At 74.3% G+C, this 17,523-nt stretch carries 14 protein-coding genes; 5 read left to right on the top strand and 9 right to left on the bottom strand.

What is annotated here, in order from left to right; all coding sequences use genetic code 11:
* Window positions 1-111: 111 nt before the first annotated feature.
* The 3 genes from ACZ51S_RS17790 (at window position 112) to ACZ51S_RS17780 (ending at window position 4,971) form a co-directional block, all read left to right on the top strand.
* On the top strand, window positions 112-1,071 hold the full coding sequence (locus ACZ51S_RS17790) for a PLP-dependent cysteine synthase family protein (protein ID WP_468961367.1): 960 nt from the start codon (window positions 112-114) through the stop codon (window positions 1,069-1,071).
* 85 nt (window positions 1,072-1,156) lie between these two features.
* Window positions 1,157-3,715, top strand: coding sequence for an ATP-grasp domain-containing protein (locus ACZ51S_RS17785; protein ID WP_468961365.1), 2,559 nt, complete (start codon window positions 1,157-1,159; stop codon window positions 3,713-3,715).
* Window positions 3,712-4,971: an MFS transporter gene (locus tag ACZ51S_RS17780; protein ID WP_468474662.1), complete on the top strand. Its 1,260-nt coding sequence runs from the start codon at window positions 3,712-3,714 to the stop codon at window positions 4,969-4,971. Before ACZ51S_RS17785 ends, ACZ51S_RS17780 begins: the two co-directional genes overlap by 4 nt.
* Before the next feature lie 106 nt (window positions 4,972-5,077).
* On the opposite strand, the gene ACZ51S_RS17775 is transcribed toward ACZ51S_RS17780, so the two are convergent.
* Complete coding sequence (locus tag ACZ51S_RS17775) at window positions 5,078-5,317, bottom strand: DUF6296 family protein (RefSeq protein ID WP_468474661.1); 240 nt, start codon at window positions 5,315-5,317, stop codon at window positions 5,078-5,080.
* A gap of 99 nt (window positions 5,318-5,416) precedes the next feature.
* Complete coding sequence (cynR, locus tag ACZ51S_RS17770) at window positions 5,417-6,316, bottom strand: transcriptional regulator CynR (RefSeq protein WP_468961364.1); 900 nt, start codon at window positions 6,314-6,316, stop codon at window positions 5,417-5,419.
* 150 nt (window positions 6,317-6,466) lie between these two features.
* Between cynR and ACZ51S_RS17765 the strand changes: the two genes are divergently transcribed.
* Window positions 6,467-6,928: a hypothetical protein gene (locus ACZ51S_RS17765; RefSeq protein ID WP_468885908.1), complete on the top strand. Its 462-nt coding sequence runs from the start codon at window positions 6,467-6,469 to the stop codon at window positions 6,926-6,928.
* On the opposite strand, the gene ACZ51S_RS17760 is transcribed toward ACZ51S_RS17765, so the two are convergent.
* Window positions 6,921-8,240: an amidohydrolase gene (locus tag ACZ51S_RS17760; RefSeq protein WP_468961362.1), complete on the bottom strand. Its 1,320-nt coding sequence runs from the start codon at window positions 8,238-8,240 to the stop codon at window positions 6,921-6,923. The genes ACZ51S_RS17765 and ACZ51S_RS17760 overlap by 8 nt on opposite strands.
* 237 nt (window positions 8,241-8,477) lie before the next feature.
* Here ACZ51S_RS17760 and ACZ51S_RS17755 point away from each other — a divergent pair, with 237 nt between their 5' ends.
* Window positions 8,478-8,651, top strand: a complete 174-nt coding sequence (locus tag ACZ51S_RS17755) for a thiazolylpeptide-type bacteriocin (RefSeq protein ID WP_007268044.1) — start codon at window positions 8,478-8,480, stop codon at window positions 8,649-8,651.
* Between the two features lie 131 nt (window positions 8,652-8,782).
* Here the strand turns inward: ACZ51S_RS17755 and ACZ51S_RS17750 are convergent, their stop codons facing one another.
* From ACZ51S_RS17750 to ACZ51S_RS17725, 6 genes are all read right to left on the bottom strand, one after another.
* A complete protein-coding gene (locus tag ACZ51S_RS17750; RefSeq protein ID WP_468474657.1) occupies window positions 8,783-10,744 on the bottom strand; it encodes a TOMM precursor leader peptide-binding protein in 1,962 nt (653 codons plus the stop codon).
* A complete protein-coding gene (locus ACZ51S_RS17745) occupies window positions 10,741-11,496 on the bottom strand; it encodes an ABC transporter permease (protein WP_467890665.1) in 756 nt (251 codons plus the stop codon). Before ACZ51S_RS17745 ends, ACZ51S_RS17750 begins: the two co-directional genes overlap by 4 nt.
* A complete protein-coding gene (locus tag ACZ51S_RS17740) occupies window positions 11,493-12,461 on the bottom strand; it encodes an ABC transporter ATP-binding protein (RefSeq protein WP_388940271.1) in 969 nt (322 codons plus the stop codon). Before ACZ51S_RS17740 ends, ACZ51S_RS17745 begins: the two co-directional genes overlap by 4 nt.
* Window positions 12,462-12,566: 105 nt before the next feature.
* A complete protein-coding gene (locus ACZ51S_RS17735; RefSeq protein ID WP_468961359.1) occupies window positions 12,567-13,673 on the bottom strand; it encodes a peptidase M50 in 1,107 nt (368 codons plus the stop codon).
* A complete protein-coding gene (locus ACZ51S_RS17730) occupies window positions 13,670-14,737 on the bottom strand; it encodes a lantibiotic dehydratase C-terminal domain-containing protein (protein ID WP_468474654.1) in 1,068 nt (355 codons plus the stop codon). The genes ACZ51S_RS17735 and ACZ51S_RS17730 overlap by 4 nt, the downstream gene beginning before the upstream one ends.
* Window positions 14,725-17,502 (bottom strand): lantibiotic dehydratase, encoded by a 2,778-nt coding sequence (locus ACZ51S_RS17725; protein WP_468961357.1) that lies wholly within the window; start codon window positions 17,500-17,502, stop codon window positions 14,725-14,727. The genes ACZ51S_RS17730 and ACZ51S_RS17725 overlap by 13 nt, the downstream gene beginning before the upstream one ends.
* Window positions 17,503-17,523 lie beyond the last annotated feature (21 nt).

Below are 17,523 nucleotides of genomic sequence, written 5' to 3'. Positions count from 1 at the left end.
GGCGCGCGAGCGGCACTCGAGTCCGGCCCGAGCCGGGCACCAATCGCGCGCTACCGCCTCTGGCTACTTTTCGGAGACCGACCGCACGCACAGCACCAAAGGGGTTGGCACGTGAACCACGCGCGCACCACCCGCCGCATCGCGGCATCATTCGAGGACCTCGTCGGCGACACCCCGCTGTTCCGCCTCCAGCTCGACGGCCTGCCCGAGACCACCCGCGTCCTCGCCAAGCTGGAGGCGGCCAACCCGCTGTCCAGCATCAAGGACCGGGCCGCCCTGTTCATGCTGCGGGCCGCCGAGGAATCCGGCGCGCTCCGGCCCGGCGCCACCGTCATCGAGTCCACCTCCGGCAACACCGGCATCGCCCTGGCCGCCCTCGCCGCCGCCCGCGGCTACCGCTGTCTGATCGTCCTCCCCTCCAACTCCTCCCGCGAACGCGTGCTGACCCTGCGGATGCTCGGCGCCGAGGTGGAGTTCACCGACCACGCCCTGGGCTTCGCCGCCTGCGTCGAGCACGCCGCGAAACTGCACGCCGAGATGCCCGGCTCCTGGTACGCGCGCCAGCACGAGAACCCCGACAACGTCCGCGCCCACTACGAGACCACCGGCCCCGAGATCTGGCGCGACGCCGGAGGCCGCGTCGACTACCTGCTGTGCGGGATCGGCACCGGCGGCACCCTCACCGGCTGCGCCCGCTACCTGCGCGAGCGCAACCCCGACCTGAAGGTGATCGCCGTCGAACCGGCGGGCTCCGCGCTGCTCTCCGGCGGCGACCCCGGCCCGCACCGCATCCCCGGCCTCAACGGCGGCTTCATCAGCCCCGTCACCGACCTGCACCTCATCGACGAGGTGATCGCCGTCAAGGACTCCGACGCCGCGGCCACCACGCGCGCCATCGCCGCACGCTCCGGGCTCCTCGTCGGGATCTCCTCGGGCGCCGCCGCGTACGGCTGCCTCGAACTGGCCCGCCGGCACGACCTGTCGGACGCGGTCGTGGCGACGGTGTTCCCCGACAGCGGCGAACGCTACCTCAGCTGGTGGCCGGAAGAGGACCCCGCCGGCCCGCGGTGAGGCCGGAGCCCGCCCCACCCCCCGCCCCTACCCGAGTACGAGCCCGGAAAGATATCCCTGCCGCCGCAGGGGGAGATGAGAGCGAATGAACCCCGAGCGCACCCTGCTGCTCGTCGGTGCGACCGACGAGACCGTGCGGAAGGCCCACGACCTGGGACTGAGCGTGCTGCTGCTCCAGCACCCGACCAAGGTCAGCGAGGAGCAGAACCGGCTCGCCGCGGCCGTCGAGGTCGTGGACTTCACCCAGTGGGAGCTGATCGAGCCCCTGGTACGCGCCTGGCACGAGAGCCCCGGCTTCGCCGCGTGCGTCTCCCTGACCGAGCCGGGACTCGAGAACGCGGGCCGGATCAACGACCTGTACGGACTGGGCGGGACCGGCTACGAGGTCACCGCCCGCATCCGGGACAAGGCCGCCATGCGGCGGTACGTCGCCGAGCACGACCCGGAGCACGCCGTCGGGGCCCAGTCCCTGAAGACCCGTGAGGACCTGGACGCCTTCGGCGCCGCCTACGGCTTCCCGTTCATCGTCAAGCCCGTCGACGCCACCGCGAGCATCGGGGTCATGCGGGTCGAGGGCCCGCACGACGCCGACCGCGTGTGGGCCGAGGTCACCCGGCTCTCCGGCACCCGCACCGACCGGGTCTCCTCGCTGTTCGTCCTGAAGGACTTCCTGATGGAGGAGTTCCTGGACGGACCCGAGTACAGCGTCGAGTCCTTCAGCTTCGGCGGCCGCCACGTGATCGTCACGGTCACCGAGAAGTTCACCGCCGACGGCCACTTCGCGGAGCTCGGCCACGCGGTCCCGGCCCGGCTGTCCGACGCCGACGAGGAAGCGATACGCGACGGCATACGCGGCTTCCTCGACGTGATGGGCCTGCGCGACGGCGTCTGCCACACCGAGGTCCGCCTCACCGCCAAGGGCCCGCGCGTGATCGAGGGCCACAACCGGATCGGCGGCGACTCCATCCCCGAGCTGGTGCGCAGCGCCTTCGGCGTCGACCTGGTCACGCTCGCGGTGGCCCACCCCTTCGGCCTGCTCGAGGAGCTCCCCGACCGGCCGCAGGCGCACGGCGGTGCCAGCGTGCGCGCCCTGATCGGGACGCCGGGGAGCCGGGTGGAGTCCATCGCCGGGATCGAGGAGGCCCGGGCCGCCGAGGGCGTCATCTCCGTCACCATCAGCGCCAAGCCCGGCGACGACGTCCGGGTGCTCCAGGACAACTGGGACCGGCTCGGCCTGATCGCGGTCGCCGCCGAGGACACCACCGCGGCGATCCGCCGCGGGGCCGAGGTGATCCGCGACGACATCCGGATCACCCTGACCCGTCCCAACGGGGAGACCGTGCTCGCGCAGCCGTCCGAGATCGCCCCGCGCGAGAACCTGCTGATCCTGCACCGCAACCCGCTGGAGCCGTTCCCGTACCGCTCCTGGCTGCCGGACCACACCGGCGACATCGTCGTCCTCGCCGCCCGGGACAAGATCGAACTGGCCGGTGAGAAGGTGCCGGACGGCACCCTCGGCTACACCCGCCTGGAGATCTTCGACGACTTCGACGCCGAAGAGGTCGACGCCCGCGCCCTCGAACTCATCGCCGAGCACAACATCACCGGCGTGACCGCGCTGCACGAGGCGGACATGCTGCGGGCGGCTCGGCTGCGCGAGCGGTTCGGGCTGCGCGGCGCCTGGCACGACGACGTGATGCCGTTCCGCGACAAGGCGCTGATGAAGACCCGCGCACAGGCCTCCGGCATCGACGTGGCGGCCTGGGTCCAGGCCCGCACCGCCGACGAGGCGCGCGAGTTCGCCGCCGCCGAGGGCTTCCCGGTGGTGTTCAAGGAGCGCAGCGGCTTCAACGCGGTCGGTCTGCGCATCCTCCAGGACGAGGCCTCCTTCGAGGAGTGCCTGACGGAGGTGTACGGGGCCGGCGAGCGGGACGACGTCCTGCTGGAGGACTTCGTCCCGGGCCGCATGTGCCACGTCGACGGCGTGGTGCGCGACGGCCGGGTGGCCATGGCCTGGCCCTCGCAGTACCAGTACGACCTCTCCTCCTTCGCCTCCGACCCCGGCCCGCGCATCGACCTCACCCTCGACGAGGACGACCCGATCACCCCGCGGCTGCTCGACCTCGCCGAGCGGGTCCTCGCCTCGCTGGCCCCCGCAGGCTCCCGGCTGCGCGACCACGCCTTCCACATGGAGGTCTTCCACACCCCGGACGACCGCCTCGTCATGTGCGAGATCGCCTGCCGGCCCGGCGGCGCCAAGATCCGCGAGGTCTTCCACAGCCTGTTCGGCGTGCACCTCGGCGGGTACGCCGTCCGCGCCGACGCCGGCCACGAACTGCACCCCGAGGTACGGCGCGGCGGTGACGCGGCCGGGCTGCCGAAGCCGCGGCACATGGCGGGGCAGCTGCTCATGATGAAGCGGCCCGGACTGGTGCGCGAGCTGCCCGCGGTGCCCGAGCACGACTGGCTTGCCGGTTTCTGGCTCTACGCGGAGGAGGGCCAGGTCATCGCGCCCGCCTCGGGTTCCTCCGACTTCCTCGCCGCGGCCGTGGGCACCGCCCCGACCCGCGCCGAGGTCGAGCGTCGGCTGCGCGAGCTGGGCGAGTGGGTCCGCGAACACAGCGTGATCGGCGACGGGTCATGACGGGGGCCCGCCTGTCGGCGAAGACGCGGTACATGCTGGGCATGGTCGTCGATGCCACCGGCGCCGGCATGTACCTGCCCCTGTCCCTGCTCTACTTCCACCACGTGACGGGGCTGCCGCTCACCCAGGTGGGCACCCTGATGACGGCTGCCGCCGTGATCGGCCTGATCAGCAACCCGGCGGCGGGCGTCCTCATCGACCGCTTCGGGGCCAAGGCCGTCGTCACCGGCGGGTACCTGCTGCGGGCGGCGGGATTCTGTACGTACCCGCTGGTGGACAACGGCTACACGATGTTCGCCGTGATCCTGCTGGTCGCGCTCGGCGACACCTCGTACCCGCCGGCGATCCAGTCGTTCATCGCCGAGTTCGTCCAGGGCACCGAGCGGGACAAGCTGCTCGCCGCGCAGCGCAGCCTGCGCAACGCCGGTCTGGGCGTGGGCGGTCTGGTCGCGGGCGGGGTCCTGGCCCTCGGCAGCGACGCCTTCTACTACGTGATCGTGTTCGGTACCGCCGCCGGGTACCTGCTGGCCGCCGCCTGCTTCGGCTCGATCCCGATCGCGAAGGCGGCCGTCCCGCTGGTCCGGACCTCCCGCAAGGGCGGCTACCGGCTGGTGGCGCGGAACCGGCCGTTCCTGGCGCTGACCCTGCTCAACGTGCCGACGGCGTTCGGCTACACGGTGCTCGCCATCGGCATCCCGGCGTACGTCACGCAGGACCTGGGCGCGTCCACCTCACTGGTGGGCGTCCTGTACGCGGTCAACACGGTCGGGATCGCGCTGCTCCAGATCCCGGTCACCCGGGCGCTCGTCGCCTACCGGCGTTCCCGTGCGGTGTCCCTGGGCGCGGCGGTGTTCGCGGCGTCGTTCGTGGTGTTCGCCGTACTCGCCGCGGTGGGGGACAAGACCGTCATCCTGATCGGCATCTTCGCGGCGACGGCCCTGTTCACGGCGGGTGAGCTGATGCACGGCGCCACGGCGTCGGCCCTGTGCGCGCAGGCCGCGCCCGAGGAGACGCGGGGCCGGCACCTGGCCGTCTACCAGCTCTCCTGGGCGGTGCCCAGCGCCCTGGCCCCGGCCGTCCTGACGGCCCTGCTCACGCTGTCGCCGACGGCGATGTGGCTGGTCCTCGCGGCGGGCGCGACGGTCTCCGCCCTGGGCGTCCTGCGGCTGGAGCCGAGGCTGCCGGAGGAGGCGGTGTACCCGGCTCCGCGTCAGCGCCCGGTGCCGAGCACGCCGGCGGAGCCCGCGGCGGCCTGACCCACCGGACACCCCCCGAGCCCCCTGCCGCCGCGGTGACGCGGCCCGGCAGGGGGCTCGCGCGTACCGCGGCGCCGGGGCAGGCGCGACGCCGGGACCGGGACGGTCAGCCGTCGGCGTCGGGCAGCCGGCGCGTCGAGGTGGGGTGCGCGAGGGCCTGGTGGCCCCCCGAGGGGAGCATGCGGACCTCGCCGCGGTCGCTGATCTCGGCGCGGACGATGCCCGTGGCGTCGGCGTAGACCGGGTGGCCGCCCGGTCCCGCGGCATCGGTGCGCTCCAGGACCACGGTGTCCTCGCCCGTCCCGTCGCTGCCGGGAAACGTCAGCTCGTACCGTCGGACGCTCATGAGTCCATCGTGGGCCGGGCGAGCCCGCCCCGCCTTTCGACTTTGCCTTCACTTTGCCCGGTACGCCGGGCCCCTTCCGCGGCGCCCGCCCGACGGGGGCTACTCCTCCTGCCCGGCCGGGGCGTAGCCCCGGGCCAGGGTGGTGAACGCGCGGGCGGCGGCGCTCTGGTAAGGGGTGTCCCGCCGGAGCAGGGTGACCGTACGCGCGGGCGGGGCCGGGTCCAGGGGGATCCGGGCCAGGCCGGGCTGCTCGCGGACGACGGCTTCGGGCAGGAGGGTGGCCAGCCCGGTGCGCCGTACGAGCTCGGTCAGTGCCTGGACGGAGTCGGCCTCGACCGCGACGCGGGGGCGCACCCCGTGGGCCGCGCAGTAGGCGTCCACGTGCCGCCGGGTCGGGAAGTCCCCGTTCAGCAGCGCCAGCGGACGGTCCGCCAGGTCGGTCACTGGCAGCGCCGCCGCTGCGGCCGGCGCCGCCGGGGTGGCGCGGACGACCAGGGAGAGGGTCTCGGTGAAGAGCGCGGTGGCCGCGATCCCCGGCAGGTGGGGCCCGGCGAACGCGATCCCGAGGTCGGCCCCGTCCGCGAGCAGGGCCGACTCGATGCGGTCCTGGGTCATCTCCCGCACCTCCACGGTGATACCGGGGTGTGCCGTGTGCAGGGTGCCCAGCAGCGGCCCGAGGAGGTACGCGGTGAAGACGGGGGCCAGCGCCAGGCGGAGGTGGCCGCGCGAGAGGCCGGCGACGTCGTGGACAGCCCGCTCGGCGGCCGCGAGGTCCCGCAGCGCGCGGCGCGCGTGGTGGGCGTACGCCTCTCCGGCGTCGGTCAGCCGCACCGTGCGCCCGCCGCGGTCCAGCAGCCGCACGCCCACCGTCCGCTCCAGCTGCTTGATCTGCTGCGACAGGGTGGGCTGGGAGATGTGCAAGTCCTCCGCCGCGCGCGTGAAGCTGTGGTGCTCGGCGACCGCGAGCAGGTAGCGCAGGTGACGCAGTTCGAGGGCCATGGGGACCACTATAGATGGCATCGATGGAAGTCATGGTTCAGGGTGCGTATGCGCTATGAAACCAGGTCAGGCCGTGCTCAGGGCCTTGACCGGTCGGGAGGCCGCCCGGCACGCGCACTAAGATCGCTTACTCATTCGTGAGGGAGAAACATGCGCAAGATCACCACCGGTTCCGTCCTGACGGCGCTGACGGCCCTTCTGCTCACCGGCTGCGGCGGCGGCGCGGCCGGGGACGGGGGAGCCGAGGGCAAGCCGGCCGCCGCGTCCGCCGCGGCGCCGTCCGCCGGCAAGCCGAAGCCGTCCGCCGAGGACGCGGCGGTCAAGCACGAGGTCACCCTGGAGGTCCTCGGCACCGGCTCCACGCAGGTGTACTACAACCTCGAGACCAACAAGATGGAACAGGTCACCCTGCCCTGGAAGAAGACCGGCACGGTCACCCTCACCACCGCCGCCGAGAAGCGCGTCGGCACCACGGTCTCCGTCGTCCCCGGTTCGGTGACCGGCGCCGACGGGCTGCTGCACGCCGCGGAGTGCGTGATCACCGTCGACGGCAAGAAGGTCGCCGACAACGGCGGCGGCAAGACCGGCATGTGCCGCTACGACATCAAGTAGCGGGACTCCGGGCCCCGTCCGCCCCCGCCCGCCGGGCCCCGTCACCGCCGCCCGTGCCGGGCGCCAGGCAGGCCAGGGCCGCCGCCGTCAGCGAGTCGACCCCGGCGGGGAGGGCCGTGCGCACGTCCGGGGCGAAGTCCGGGGCGTGGTTGGCGGGGAGGGCCGCCAGCTTCCCGGCCGCCCCCTCACCGGGCGCCGCGGCCCAGGCGGCCGGCCCGATCACCCCGAGCATCCAGTAGGCGAGCCGTACCCCCCGCGCGCCGTGCACGTGCCGCCCCGCGTCGCCGAACAGCCCGAAGTCCTCCGTGGCGAGGGACGGCGGCCACATCGCCACCCGCTCCGCCCCCAGCCGCGCCGTGTGCGCGGCGCGCACCGCGGCCGTCGTGGCCGGGTCGGGATGGGTGACGGGGGAGGCGCCCGTGCGGACGATCTCCGGCTCCCGGGGGCAGCCCGAGGCGGCGCACTCGGCGCGCACGATCCGCTCGACGGCCTCCGCGGCCCGGGTGAGCGCGGCCTCGCCGGCCGCCCGTACGGTGATCCCCAGCTCGGCCCGGTCGGGCACCACGTTGGCCCGCTCGCCGGCCCGCAGCGAGCCCACGGTGACGGCGACCTGCTCCGAGGGAGCCGCCTCCCGGGCCACCACGGTCTGGAGCCGGGTCACGACGTGGGCCGCCGTCACCACCGGGTCCACGGTCAGGTGAGGGGCGCCCGCGTGTCCGCCGCGCCCGTGCACGACCACGCGGAAGGTGACGCTCCCGGCGGTCATGGGCCCGTACCCGTGCGCGACCATCCCGGCGGGCAGCGGGGCGGCGTGCTGCGCGAGGACGGCGTCCGGGCGTCCGACGCGCTCGTACAGCCCGTCGGCCAGCATCGCCCGCGCCCCCTCCAGGGTTTCCTCCGCGGGCTGTCCCACCACCACCAGCGTGCCCCGCCAGGCCCCGGGACCGGCGCCCGCCAGCAGCGAGGCCGCCCCGGCGGCCGCGGCCAGGTGGAGGTCGTGCCCGCAGGCGTGCGCCGCGGGGCCCTCGCTCGCGTACGGCAGCCCCGTGCTCTCCCGGACCGGCAGCGCGTCCAGCTCGGCGCGCAGCACGACCGTCGGCCCCGTGCCGCGGCGCAGCACCCCGGCCACGCCGTGGCCGCCGATCCCGCGCGTGGTTGCGTACCCGGCGGACTCCAGCCAGTCGGCGAACCGGGCGGCCGTACGCTCCTCCTCGCCCGACAGCTCGGGGTGGCGGTGCAGGTCCAGGTACAGGGTCGTCAACGGCCGCAGGAGCGGCGGGAGTCCGGGGAGCCCGGCGGCGGAGACGGTCATGACGCCATGCTCGGCCACCGGCCCGGCGGCCCGACTGTCAGAACGCTGACACTTTCTGTCAGGGGAGTGTCAGGAGATGGACGGGTGAAGTGAAGGTGCGACCGGTTTTCCTGGAAGGGCACCACAGGAAACCGGCCGGAACTCACGGACGGCACACCGCCGGTAGCACCGGAACCACCAGAACCAGCTGCGCCGACCACGCCGGCTGAACCGCCCGAACCCATGAAGGAGAGTCCCATGGAGAAGTCGCCGCTCGCCTCGCTCGCCGACGAGATCCTGGAGCTGGAGTCGGAGACCTTCGAGATCTCGGACTACTCGGACGCCAGCGAGGTCGTGCTCGCCGGTTCCACGAGCTGCAGCTCCACCTCGACCTGTTCCTCCACCACCAGCACCACCTCCTGCAGCGCCTGACACTCCCGGCGCGGCACCGCACACACCGGATGCCCCGGACCCCGCAGGAAGGGGTCCGGGGCATCCGGCACGCGTGGTGGCCCGCAATAGGGGGCCCCGGGCCGCAGCCCGGGGCCGGAGGGGGCGGGGGGTCAGGGGAAGGGGTGCGGCACCATCCGGATCTCCGCGTCCGTCAGCGGGCTCCCGCGCAGCCCCGCGCGCACGGCCGCCGTCCGCAGCCGGGACATGTACGGGGCCCGCTGGCGCGACCAGCCGAAGTCGATCGGCAGCAGGCCCGGCACGATCGCGCACACCGTGCTCAACCCCATCCGCCGCTGCTCCGGCGTGGTCTGGTCGACGACGATCACATCGTGTCCGGCGCCCGTCAGCTCCCGCACGCACAGCAGCAGGTCGTCCCGCAGGTCGCCCGTCCTCGGACGCCCTCCCGCCTCCCACCCCGCGTACAGCTCCGCCATGGACCGCACGGCGAGCGGCTCGCGGTAGGTGCGCGCGTGCGGGGCCATCGCCGGCAGCCCGTACAGCTGGGCATGGTCCTTGAGGTGCCTGACCCGCCCGAAGTCCCGGGACATCTCCTCCAGTTCGTCCTGCCGCTCGGCCACCTGCCGGGGCAGGTGCGGGATGTAGGTGAGGACCTCCGACAGCGCGGCCTCCACCGCCGACGCCGGATCGAGCGCCGCGCCCGCGCCGAAGGAGTACAGCCCCGGACCGCCGTCGCGCCGGACGGCCAGCCCCGTCACCACGGGCACCGCGAGGTCGATCCGGTTGTCGAAGGCGTGCACGTCGTACCCCTGGAGGGCCGCCCGGTCCACCATCATCCGCACCGCCGGCCCGGGCACGGTGTCCAGGTCGATCTCCGTCAGCCGCTGGCCGCCGTACCAGGCGAGCAGGAAGGCGTCCCGCTCGATCAGCTCCAGCAGGGCGCCCAGCAGCGCTTCCTCCGGGCAGCCGCCGATCGCACAGCCGTTGGAGCACTCGAAGACGAAGTTGTCGGCGGCCAGACCCGCGCTGTAGTAGGCCAGACGCGCCGGGACCAGCACCGGCCGGTCGTCGCGCAGCGAATGCCCGTACACCCAGGGGATGGGCCGCTCGGGGTCGAAGGGCGACACCATCGGGTCGTCCCGGTAGGTCTCGGGCGGGTAGAAGCCGCACTCCGCCGGGTTCAGGGCCCGTTCGCCCAGCTCCGCGTAGGAGGCGGTGAGGGCCTCGGCGCCGGTCCGCCGGTGCGTGCCCGCGTACCGCTCCAGGCCTTCCAGGAAGGCGAGGTCCCGGCTGGCGGAGAAGCTGTTGGCCTGCCCGCTCCAGGTGACGTCCGTCAGCCCCGCGTAGCCGCGCATGAACACGCTGCCCGCGACCGGGGCGGTGGTCGGCGAGGTCACGTTGATCCAGGTGCCCCCGCCCAGCACCCCGGTCACCGGATTGGCCAGTGCCTCCCGCGGCACCGGGTACGAGGAAGCCTCGCGCAGCCGCTGCGCGTCCGGGGCCGGCTTGGGCCGGGACGCGGGGGTGAAGGGCAGCGGCGCGGCGGCGGCCCGCGGCCCGCAGTCGGGGCAGAGCGGGTCGGCGGCCAGCGGGTACGTGCGCACCTGGAGGGTCTCCAGGTCCAGCCGGGACACCTGCGGCAGGGCCCGGTCGGCGGCCACCGCGCCCGGGGCCCGCGCCTCGCCGCCGGCCACGGCCGCGTGCAGGGCCGCCACCGCGTCCAGCACGTACGGCGACAGCAGGGGCCACTGCGCCGAGACGGGGGTGCGCGGCCCGCTCCCCGTCTCCAGAGCGTCCCGCTCGCTCTTGCTGCGCAGCCGCTGCCAGCGCATCGCCAGGCACTGCCCGCAGGCGGGGGCGGTGCCGTCGCCGCCCCAGGGCCCCAGCAGCACGGCCTGGGCGCCGAGGTGGACGGTGGCGGCCGGGCGGACTGCGGCGAAGGGGTCGGCGGTACGCGGCCCGAGGGCGTCGTGCACCCCGAGCGTGACCACGTACGGCGCCGCCGCGCCCGGGGCGGCGGCCAGCGCCCGCTCCAGTTGCCGGCGGGCCGTCTCCAGTGCGGTGCCGTCGGGGGCCGCGGCCGCCCGTACGGTCTGCGTCGCGGTACCGGTCATGACTGGTCGCTCCAGCGGAAGGTCTTCAGCCCGATCCCGCCGAACAGGAGGGCGAAGCCGGCCAGCGCCGCGCAGCCCGTCCCGATGGCGGCGAGGGAACCGGAGCCGGTGAGGGCACCGGAGGCGGCGTCGTTGAGGTAGCGCAGCGGCAGCACCCGGGAGACCGACCGCAGCCAGGACGGCATCATGTCGAGCGGCAGGAAGGAGCCCGACAGGAAGGCCATCGGCACCATCATGCAGTTGGCGATCGCGGCGACGGCCTCGGGCGTCCTGGCGTAGTTGCCGACGATCACCCCGATCGCCATGAAGGCGGTGATGCCGAGCACCAGCGCGGGCAGCACCAGCGGCCAGCGCCCGTCCAGTTCGAGCCCGAACCCGGGGAGCATCGCGACGGCGATGAACACCGCGGCCTGCACCACGCCGACCACGAGCGCCAGGACGTAGCGCGAGGCCAGCACCGTGGTCAGCGGTGTGGGACTGAGCCGGATCAGCCGCAGCAGGTCGTCCCGGCGCCACTGCATCAGGGTGAAGGCGATCCCGAAGACGGCGGCGTTGGCCACGCCCCAGGACATCACGCCGGGCGCGATGTACGAGATGTACGGGCGGCCGCTCTGCTCCACGTCCTGGCCGCTGAAGATCAGGCCGAAGACCACGAGGAAGAGCAGCGGGAAGGCGAAGGTGAAGAAGAGGGTGGCCTTGTCCCGGACCTGGGCCCGGTAGCCGGCGGCGGTCAGTGCCGTGTAGGCGCTCATGCGCGGGACTCCAGGGTGTGAGCGGGGGCGTGGTCGGCGGCCTCGGTGCGGCCGGTCAGCTCCAGGTAGACGTCCTCCAGGGTGGCCGTACGGGTCATCACGCCGTCGAGCCCGGTGAGCGCGTCGACGGCCTGGAGCACCTTGCCGGGGACCGAGGTCTCCAGGACCAGCGAGCCGCCCTGTTCGCTGACCCGCTCCACCCCTTCCAGCGCGGCGGCCTCGGCCCGGCCGATCCGCCCCTCGGGGACCAGCAGCCGGGCCCGGGCGCCGGCGGCGGTGATCAGCTGGTGCGGGGAGTCCAGGGCGGCGATGCGGCCGCCGACGAGGATGGCCACCCGGTCGCACAAGGCCTCGGCCTCGTCGAGGTGGTGGGTGGTGTAGACGATGGTGCGGCCCTCGCCCTTGAGGGCGCGCAGCACCTGCCACAGGTCGCGGCGGGCCTGCGGGTCCAGCGCGGCGGTCGGCTCGTCGAGGAAGATCAGCTCGGGGTCGTGGACGAGGGCGGAGGCGATGGCGAGCCGCTGGCGCTGGCCGCCCGAGAGGTTCTCCACCAGGACGTCGCGCTGCTCGGTCAGCCCGACCACCTCCAGCGTGCGGTCGGCGGCGGCAGCGTCCTTGCGGTACAGCCCGGCCACGGTGGCGAGGTGCTCGCGCGCCGTCTGCCGGACGAAGAACGCCGAGGCCTGCGTCTGGACGCCGATCCTGGGCAGCAGGGCCGTGTTGCGCGGCCAGCAGCTCTGGCCGAGGACCTCGACCGTGCCGGAGTCCGGCCGGCGCAGGCCTTCGACGATCTCGATGAAGGTGGTCTTCCCCGCGCCGTTGGGGCCGAGCAGGCCGAAGAACTCGCCGCGGCGCACGTCGAGCGAGAGGCCGTCCACGGCCTGCCGGTCGCCGTAGCGCTTGCGGACCTCCCGGACGGAGACGGCCACGGGCGCGTCGGGCGGTGAGGTGCGGTCAGTTGTCATGGGCGTGCGGTTCCCTCGGTGTCGGAATCGGGTGGGGGGACGAAGGGCGCTGCCGGGGCCGGCGGTGCTCGGGAGAGCGCCGCCGCCCCGGCAGCTGACGGGGGCTCAGGATCTGATGACGAAGACGCCGGCGGCCGTGAGGAGCCCGGCCAGGAGCAGGACCAGCACGGCCGAGCCGATCCCGTAGCCGAGGTAGAGCCGCCGGGCCCGTACCGGGTAGGCGGCCGCCGCGCCGCGGTCCCGCAGCCGCAGCCGCAGGTACGCCGAGCTCGCGGGCGCCAGCCGGGTCACGCGCAGCGCGTGCCCGAGCAGCGTGTAGCCGTCGAGCGGCGGCAGCGGGACGAGGTTGACCAGGGCCTGCGCGCTGCCGAGCAGCAGCAGCGCGCCCAGCACCCGGCGGGTGGGATCGCCCGCGGGCAGGGCCGCCCACCAGGCGCAGAAGGGCAGCAGGAACAGGAGGTTGGCGAAGGCGCCCGCGCCGGCGACGGCCAGCTGATCGCGGCGGCGCGGCAGGTAGCGGTAGTTGTCGACCCGGCAGTACATGATCACCATCGGCAGCCGCCAGCGCAGCCCGATCTCCCCGACGGTGCCGCCCACGTGCCGGGCGGCGATGCCGTGGGCGAACTCGTGCAGGGCCGTACTGAGCCACAGCAGCGTCGCCACGGCAAGCAGGGGCACCGGACGCGACAGCAGCCACCCCAGATCGGCGAGGAGCCCGCCCGCCGAAGCGGCCAGCCAGGCCTCCATCGCCAGGAACACCACCAGCAGCGCCCCCAGTACCGCCGGCCGCAGCGCCGGCCGCAGGAAGCGGTGCAGCCGCGCCGTCGTGGCATCGGCATCCGCGACCAGGCGCAGGGTCCCGCGCAGCAGGGTCCCGGTCCGCTGCGGCCCGGGACCGGCCTCCGCCTGCGGGACCGGTCCGCCCGCCAGCAGCCGGCGGGTCCCGAGCAGCCCCAGCAGCTGCTGCCAGTTCCGCTCGCCCAGGCGGCGCCCGAAGGCGTGCCCGTACGCCTCACCGATCTCCGCGAGGCTGCGCGAGCCGTCGAGGCGCGAGACGAGGAAGTACTCCTTCGGCCCGATCTCGAACGCCGCCCCCGACACCGGGTCCTTGACCAGGTGGACCACGGCGGGGCCGTTCAGCAGCGGCGGTGACAGCAGGACCCCGGGCCGCAGCGCGGGCCGGTGCTCCAGCAGTCCCGAGGGGGCGGTCACGGCACGACCGTCCCGGCCGCCTCCGCGCCCTCGGCGGCCCCCTCCCGCAGCACCCGGCCCAGCAGGTGCGCCAGGTAGGCCTCGTCCCGGATGGTCACGTGCAGCCGGTTGTTGGTCATGTGCATGTACGGGGACAGCAGCAGCGGCAGCGCCGCCGCCGGATCCGTCACCCGCTCGTCGCGGCTCCCGTCCCAGGACCGGAACACCAGCTCCCCGCCCACGGCCAGGGCCTCCGCGCGCCGCCGCAGCTCCCGGCAGTGCTCCGCCCAGCCGGCGAGGAAGCCCGGCAGCCGGCCGGTCTCCCCGGAGCCGAGCGCCTCCAGCACCGCACCGAACCGCCGTCCCAGGGCGGGGCCGGTCTGCTCGTACGTCCGGTCGTACTCGACGGAGCCGATGAACCCGGTGCCGGGGAACGCGCGGTGCCAGAACTGGTAGTAGCTGTCCAGGTAGTCGCCGAGCTCCTCCCGGTCGGGCAGGAACACCCCCGCCATCACCATCATCAGCTGCGCGGAAGTGCCCAGCAGCACCGTCCGCAGGTGCAGGTTCATGGAGCCCAGGGCGTCCATGACGAGGTCGCTGGAGTGCGCGAAGTGCCACTCCGCGAGCTCCACCCCGGCCGGGCCGCCGTACTTGCCGTACTCGGGTTCGTACGGCTCGTAGGAGAAGGAGTTGTTGGGCCGCAGGTTCATCCGGCCGTCCTCGCCCATGAAGGCGGCCCGGTCCCCCTCGGGGAACTCGATGTCGAACAGGGTGTTGTAGAACTCGTTGAGGAAACCGGAGTCCACCTCGTACAGCGCGGGCCGGGCCTTCAGGAACGCCGACACGGCCTCCTCGGCACGGCGGCGCACCTCCGGCTCCGCCTCCGGGCTGACCGGCCGCAGCCGCAGCCGTACGTGCGGACCCTCCAGCCAGTAGTTGATGAAGAAGTGTCCCGCCAGCAGCCCGTCCGCCGTGAGGGAGGCGATCAGCGGCCTCACGCACTGCACCAGCAGCGGCTGCGGGTTGGCGGCGTAGAAGACGTGCATGGCCTGCCACGCGCCACGCGTCGGGGTCAGCTCTGGCATCGGGGTGCTCCCTCCGGGGGCGGGGTGGTCGTGGTGAAGGTCTCGACGGCGAGCTCGGCGACGTGCTCGCCGCGCGCCGAACGGGTGTGCAGGCCGCCCGGGTCCGGGAGCATCTCCCGGAACACGACCCGGTGGCCGCCCTCCCGCAGCAGCGGCTCGAAGGCCGCCAGCGACAGCAGACTGGAGAAGTCCACGTACTGCGGTTTCGCCCCGAGCGCGGAAGGGCCCGCCGACACGGTCGCGAACACCCGCTCCGGCAGCCCGTGCGCCCGGCGCCACCGCTGCCAGTCCAGGAAATGCCCGGCCTCCCGCGCACCCCGCGCCGGCAGTTCGCCCGCCGTGGTGCTCCAGCTGCGCCGGCTCAGCACCAGGTCCCCGTGCACCACCCGCGGCCGGGTGGTCACACCGCCCTGCGGGACGCCTTCCGGCACCCCCGCCCAGACGTCCAGCGGCGACATCGAGGACGGCGAGAGCAGCAGCAGGGTGCGCGGTACCGCGGGCAGCGCGAGCGGCACCAGGTACCCCAGGTAGACCGGGATCACCTCCAGGCCCAGGCGCCGGGAACGCAGCACCACCCGCCCGGTGCCGGGCACGTGCTCCGCGTACAGGTCGTCCAGGCGCAGCAGCCGGTCCTCGGGCAGGGTGCCGCTCTCGCCCGGGCAGACGATCTCGTACTCGGTGAGCCTGCCGTGCAGGTTCAGGTTGGTGGTGACCGCGCCGCCGGTGACCTCCGCGAACACCGCGCCGGGCGGTGTGACCGCGGCGGCCGTCGCGCGCAGCCGTCCGTCCAGCCCGTCCGGTTTCGGGTACAGGTGCGTGAACCGGCTGAAGGGGAAGGAGAGTCCGCCGTACGAGCGGTTGAGGACCGTCAGCTCCGCACCCGTCTCCGGGTCCCGCGCCAGCTGGACGTGGTGGCAGCGCGGTGCGAACCCGGGCACCACCGGCTCCAGTTCACCGGCGACGGCCTCGACGTCCTCCTCGGAGAGCCGCACCTCACCGTCCCCGCCGTGCTCCAGGTACGCCGCCCAGTGCGCCCGCATCCGGCCCGTGAAGGCCCGCCGCGCCGCGTCCAGGGCCCGGATCCCGGGCAGGCCCAGCCAGTTCTCCTCCGGCACGTACTCGCCGCGCGCGTCGAAGGGCGTACGCCGCGCCGTGAACGACAGGTACTGGTCGAAGAAGTCCTCGTGGAAGTCGTGGACCAGACCCAGCAGGTCCTCGCAGCGGCCCCCCTGGCCGTAGCGGGCCGTGAAGAACCCCTCGAAGGTGATCCGCTGCGCCACCGTGAGGTCGAAGGCCGGCAGGATCCGCTCGACCGAGCGCAGCGAGCCGCCGCCCGCACCCGGCTCCGCCCAGGCCGGGGGAGCCGCCGCCAGATCACGGCCGGCGCTCGTGTCCTCGTACACCAGCGTCTGCGGCAGCGGCGCGTCCGGCGGAGCGCCCAGCTCCACCTGCGCCCGGCGCAGCGCCGCGCGCAGGCCGTGCAGGAGCTCGCGGCGCTCGGCGCGCCCGGCGAGCGGATAGCGCTCCAGCAGCCGGGCCGGCTCCTCCAGCAGCGCCGCCAGCTCATCGGCCCAGGGCCGCTCCAGACCGGACAGGGCCCGCTGGAAGGCGCGTACCGGATCACCGCCGTGCACCTCGGTGTCCAGGCACGGCACCCGCACCATGCCGAGCTGGAGCAGCGCCCCGATGTACGCCTCGCACTCCTCGGGGGAGGCCCCGTGCTCCGCCGCCAGCCAGTGGGCCAGCTCGTGGTGGCGCAGCTCCGGCCCACCGCCGCCCGGCCGGTCCCGCGTCTGCCGCGCCCGCTCGGCGAACAGGGCCAGCAGCCGGTCCAGGGTGCCGCTGCGGCGCAGGAAGAACAGCCGGTCCTTGACCGCGTCGAAGGTCACGGCGGCCGTGTCGTCGCCGGCCGTGACCGAGCGGCGCACGTACCGGATCCGGTCGTCCTCCCGGCCCCAGCCCGGGGCCGGGCGCAGCGGCAGGTCCCGGCGGCGCACCGGGTCGGCGAGGATCAGCTCGGCGAGCCGCGCCAGAACCACCACGTTCAGCCGGACATGGCTGCTCCAGGTGTCCTCCACCCGGATCCCGTCCGCCCCCGCCTCCGGGGTGAACCGGCCGGTCGCCACCCCGGTGAAGGTACTGAAGGGACTGGTCTTGCAGGCGGTGCGGTAGAGGTACGAGAGCACCGAGCGTTCGGCCTTGCGCGCCCGGGCCGCCGGCTCCGCGCCCCCGGCGGTGGCCGCCGCGTACGCGTCGAGCTGTCCCTCCAGCACCGGGGAGGCCAGCAGCAGGCCGTGCCGCAGCCGGTCGTCGTCCAGCAGCCCGCGCAGCGCGGCCCGGCCCCGGACGAGGTCGCCGGCGAGCAGCGGTTCCCCCTCGGCCAGCAGCTTCTCCAGCTCTCGGGTCCGCCGCAGCCAGAGCGCGAGCCGGTCGCCCGCCTCCTCCCCCAGATCCGCCACCGCCCGCAGGGCGGCCCCGGGATCGGCGGGCAGGCGCCCGTTGTGGATCTGGCGGCGCAGCCGCAGCAGTTCCCGCCGGTGCGCGGCGCCCGGCCCGCCCGGCTCCGGATCGGTCGCGCCGACCGCCCGGTGCAGTACCTCGCTCAGCCACTGCGCGTCCGCCCGCAGCGCGTCCTCGGCCGCGAGCACGTCGGCCGCCCAGCGCCCGGTGTCCCCGCAGCGCAGCGCGTCGGCGGCGGCCAGGGGCAGCCCGGCGACGCGCAGCATGAAGCGCTCGCCGGTGTGCCATTCGGTGGTGGTGTTCATCCTGGTCTTCCTGCTTCTCTC

The sequence above is a fragment of the Streptomyces sp. NPDC034043 genome (assembly GCF_055575675.1).
This window is presented reverse-complemented; position numbering and strand designations above follow the sequence as displayed.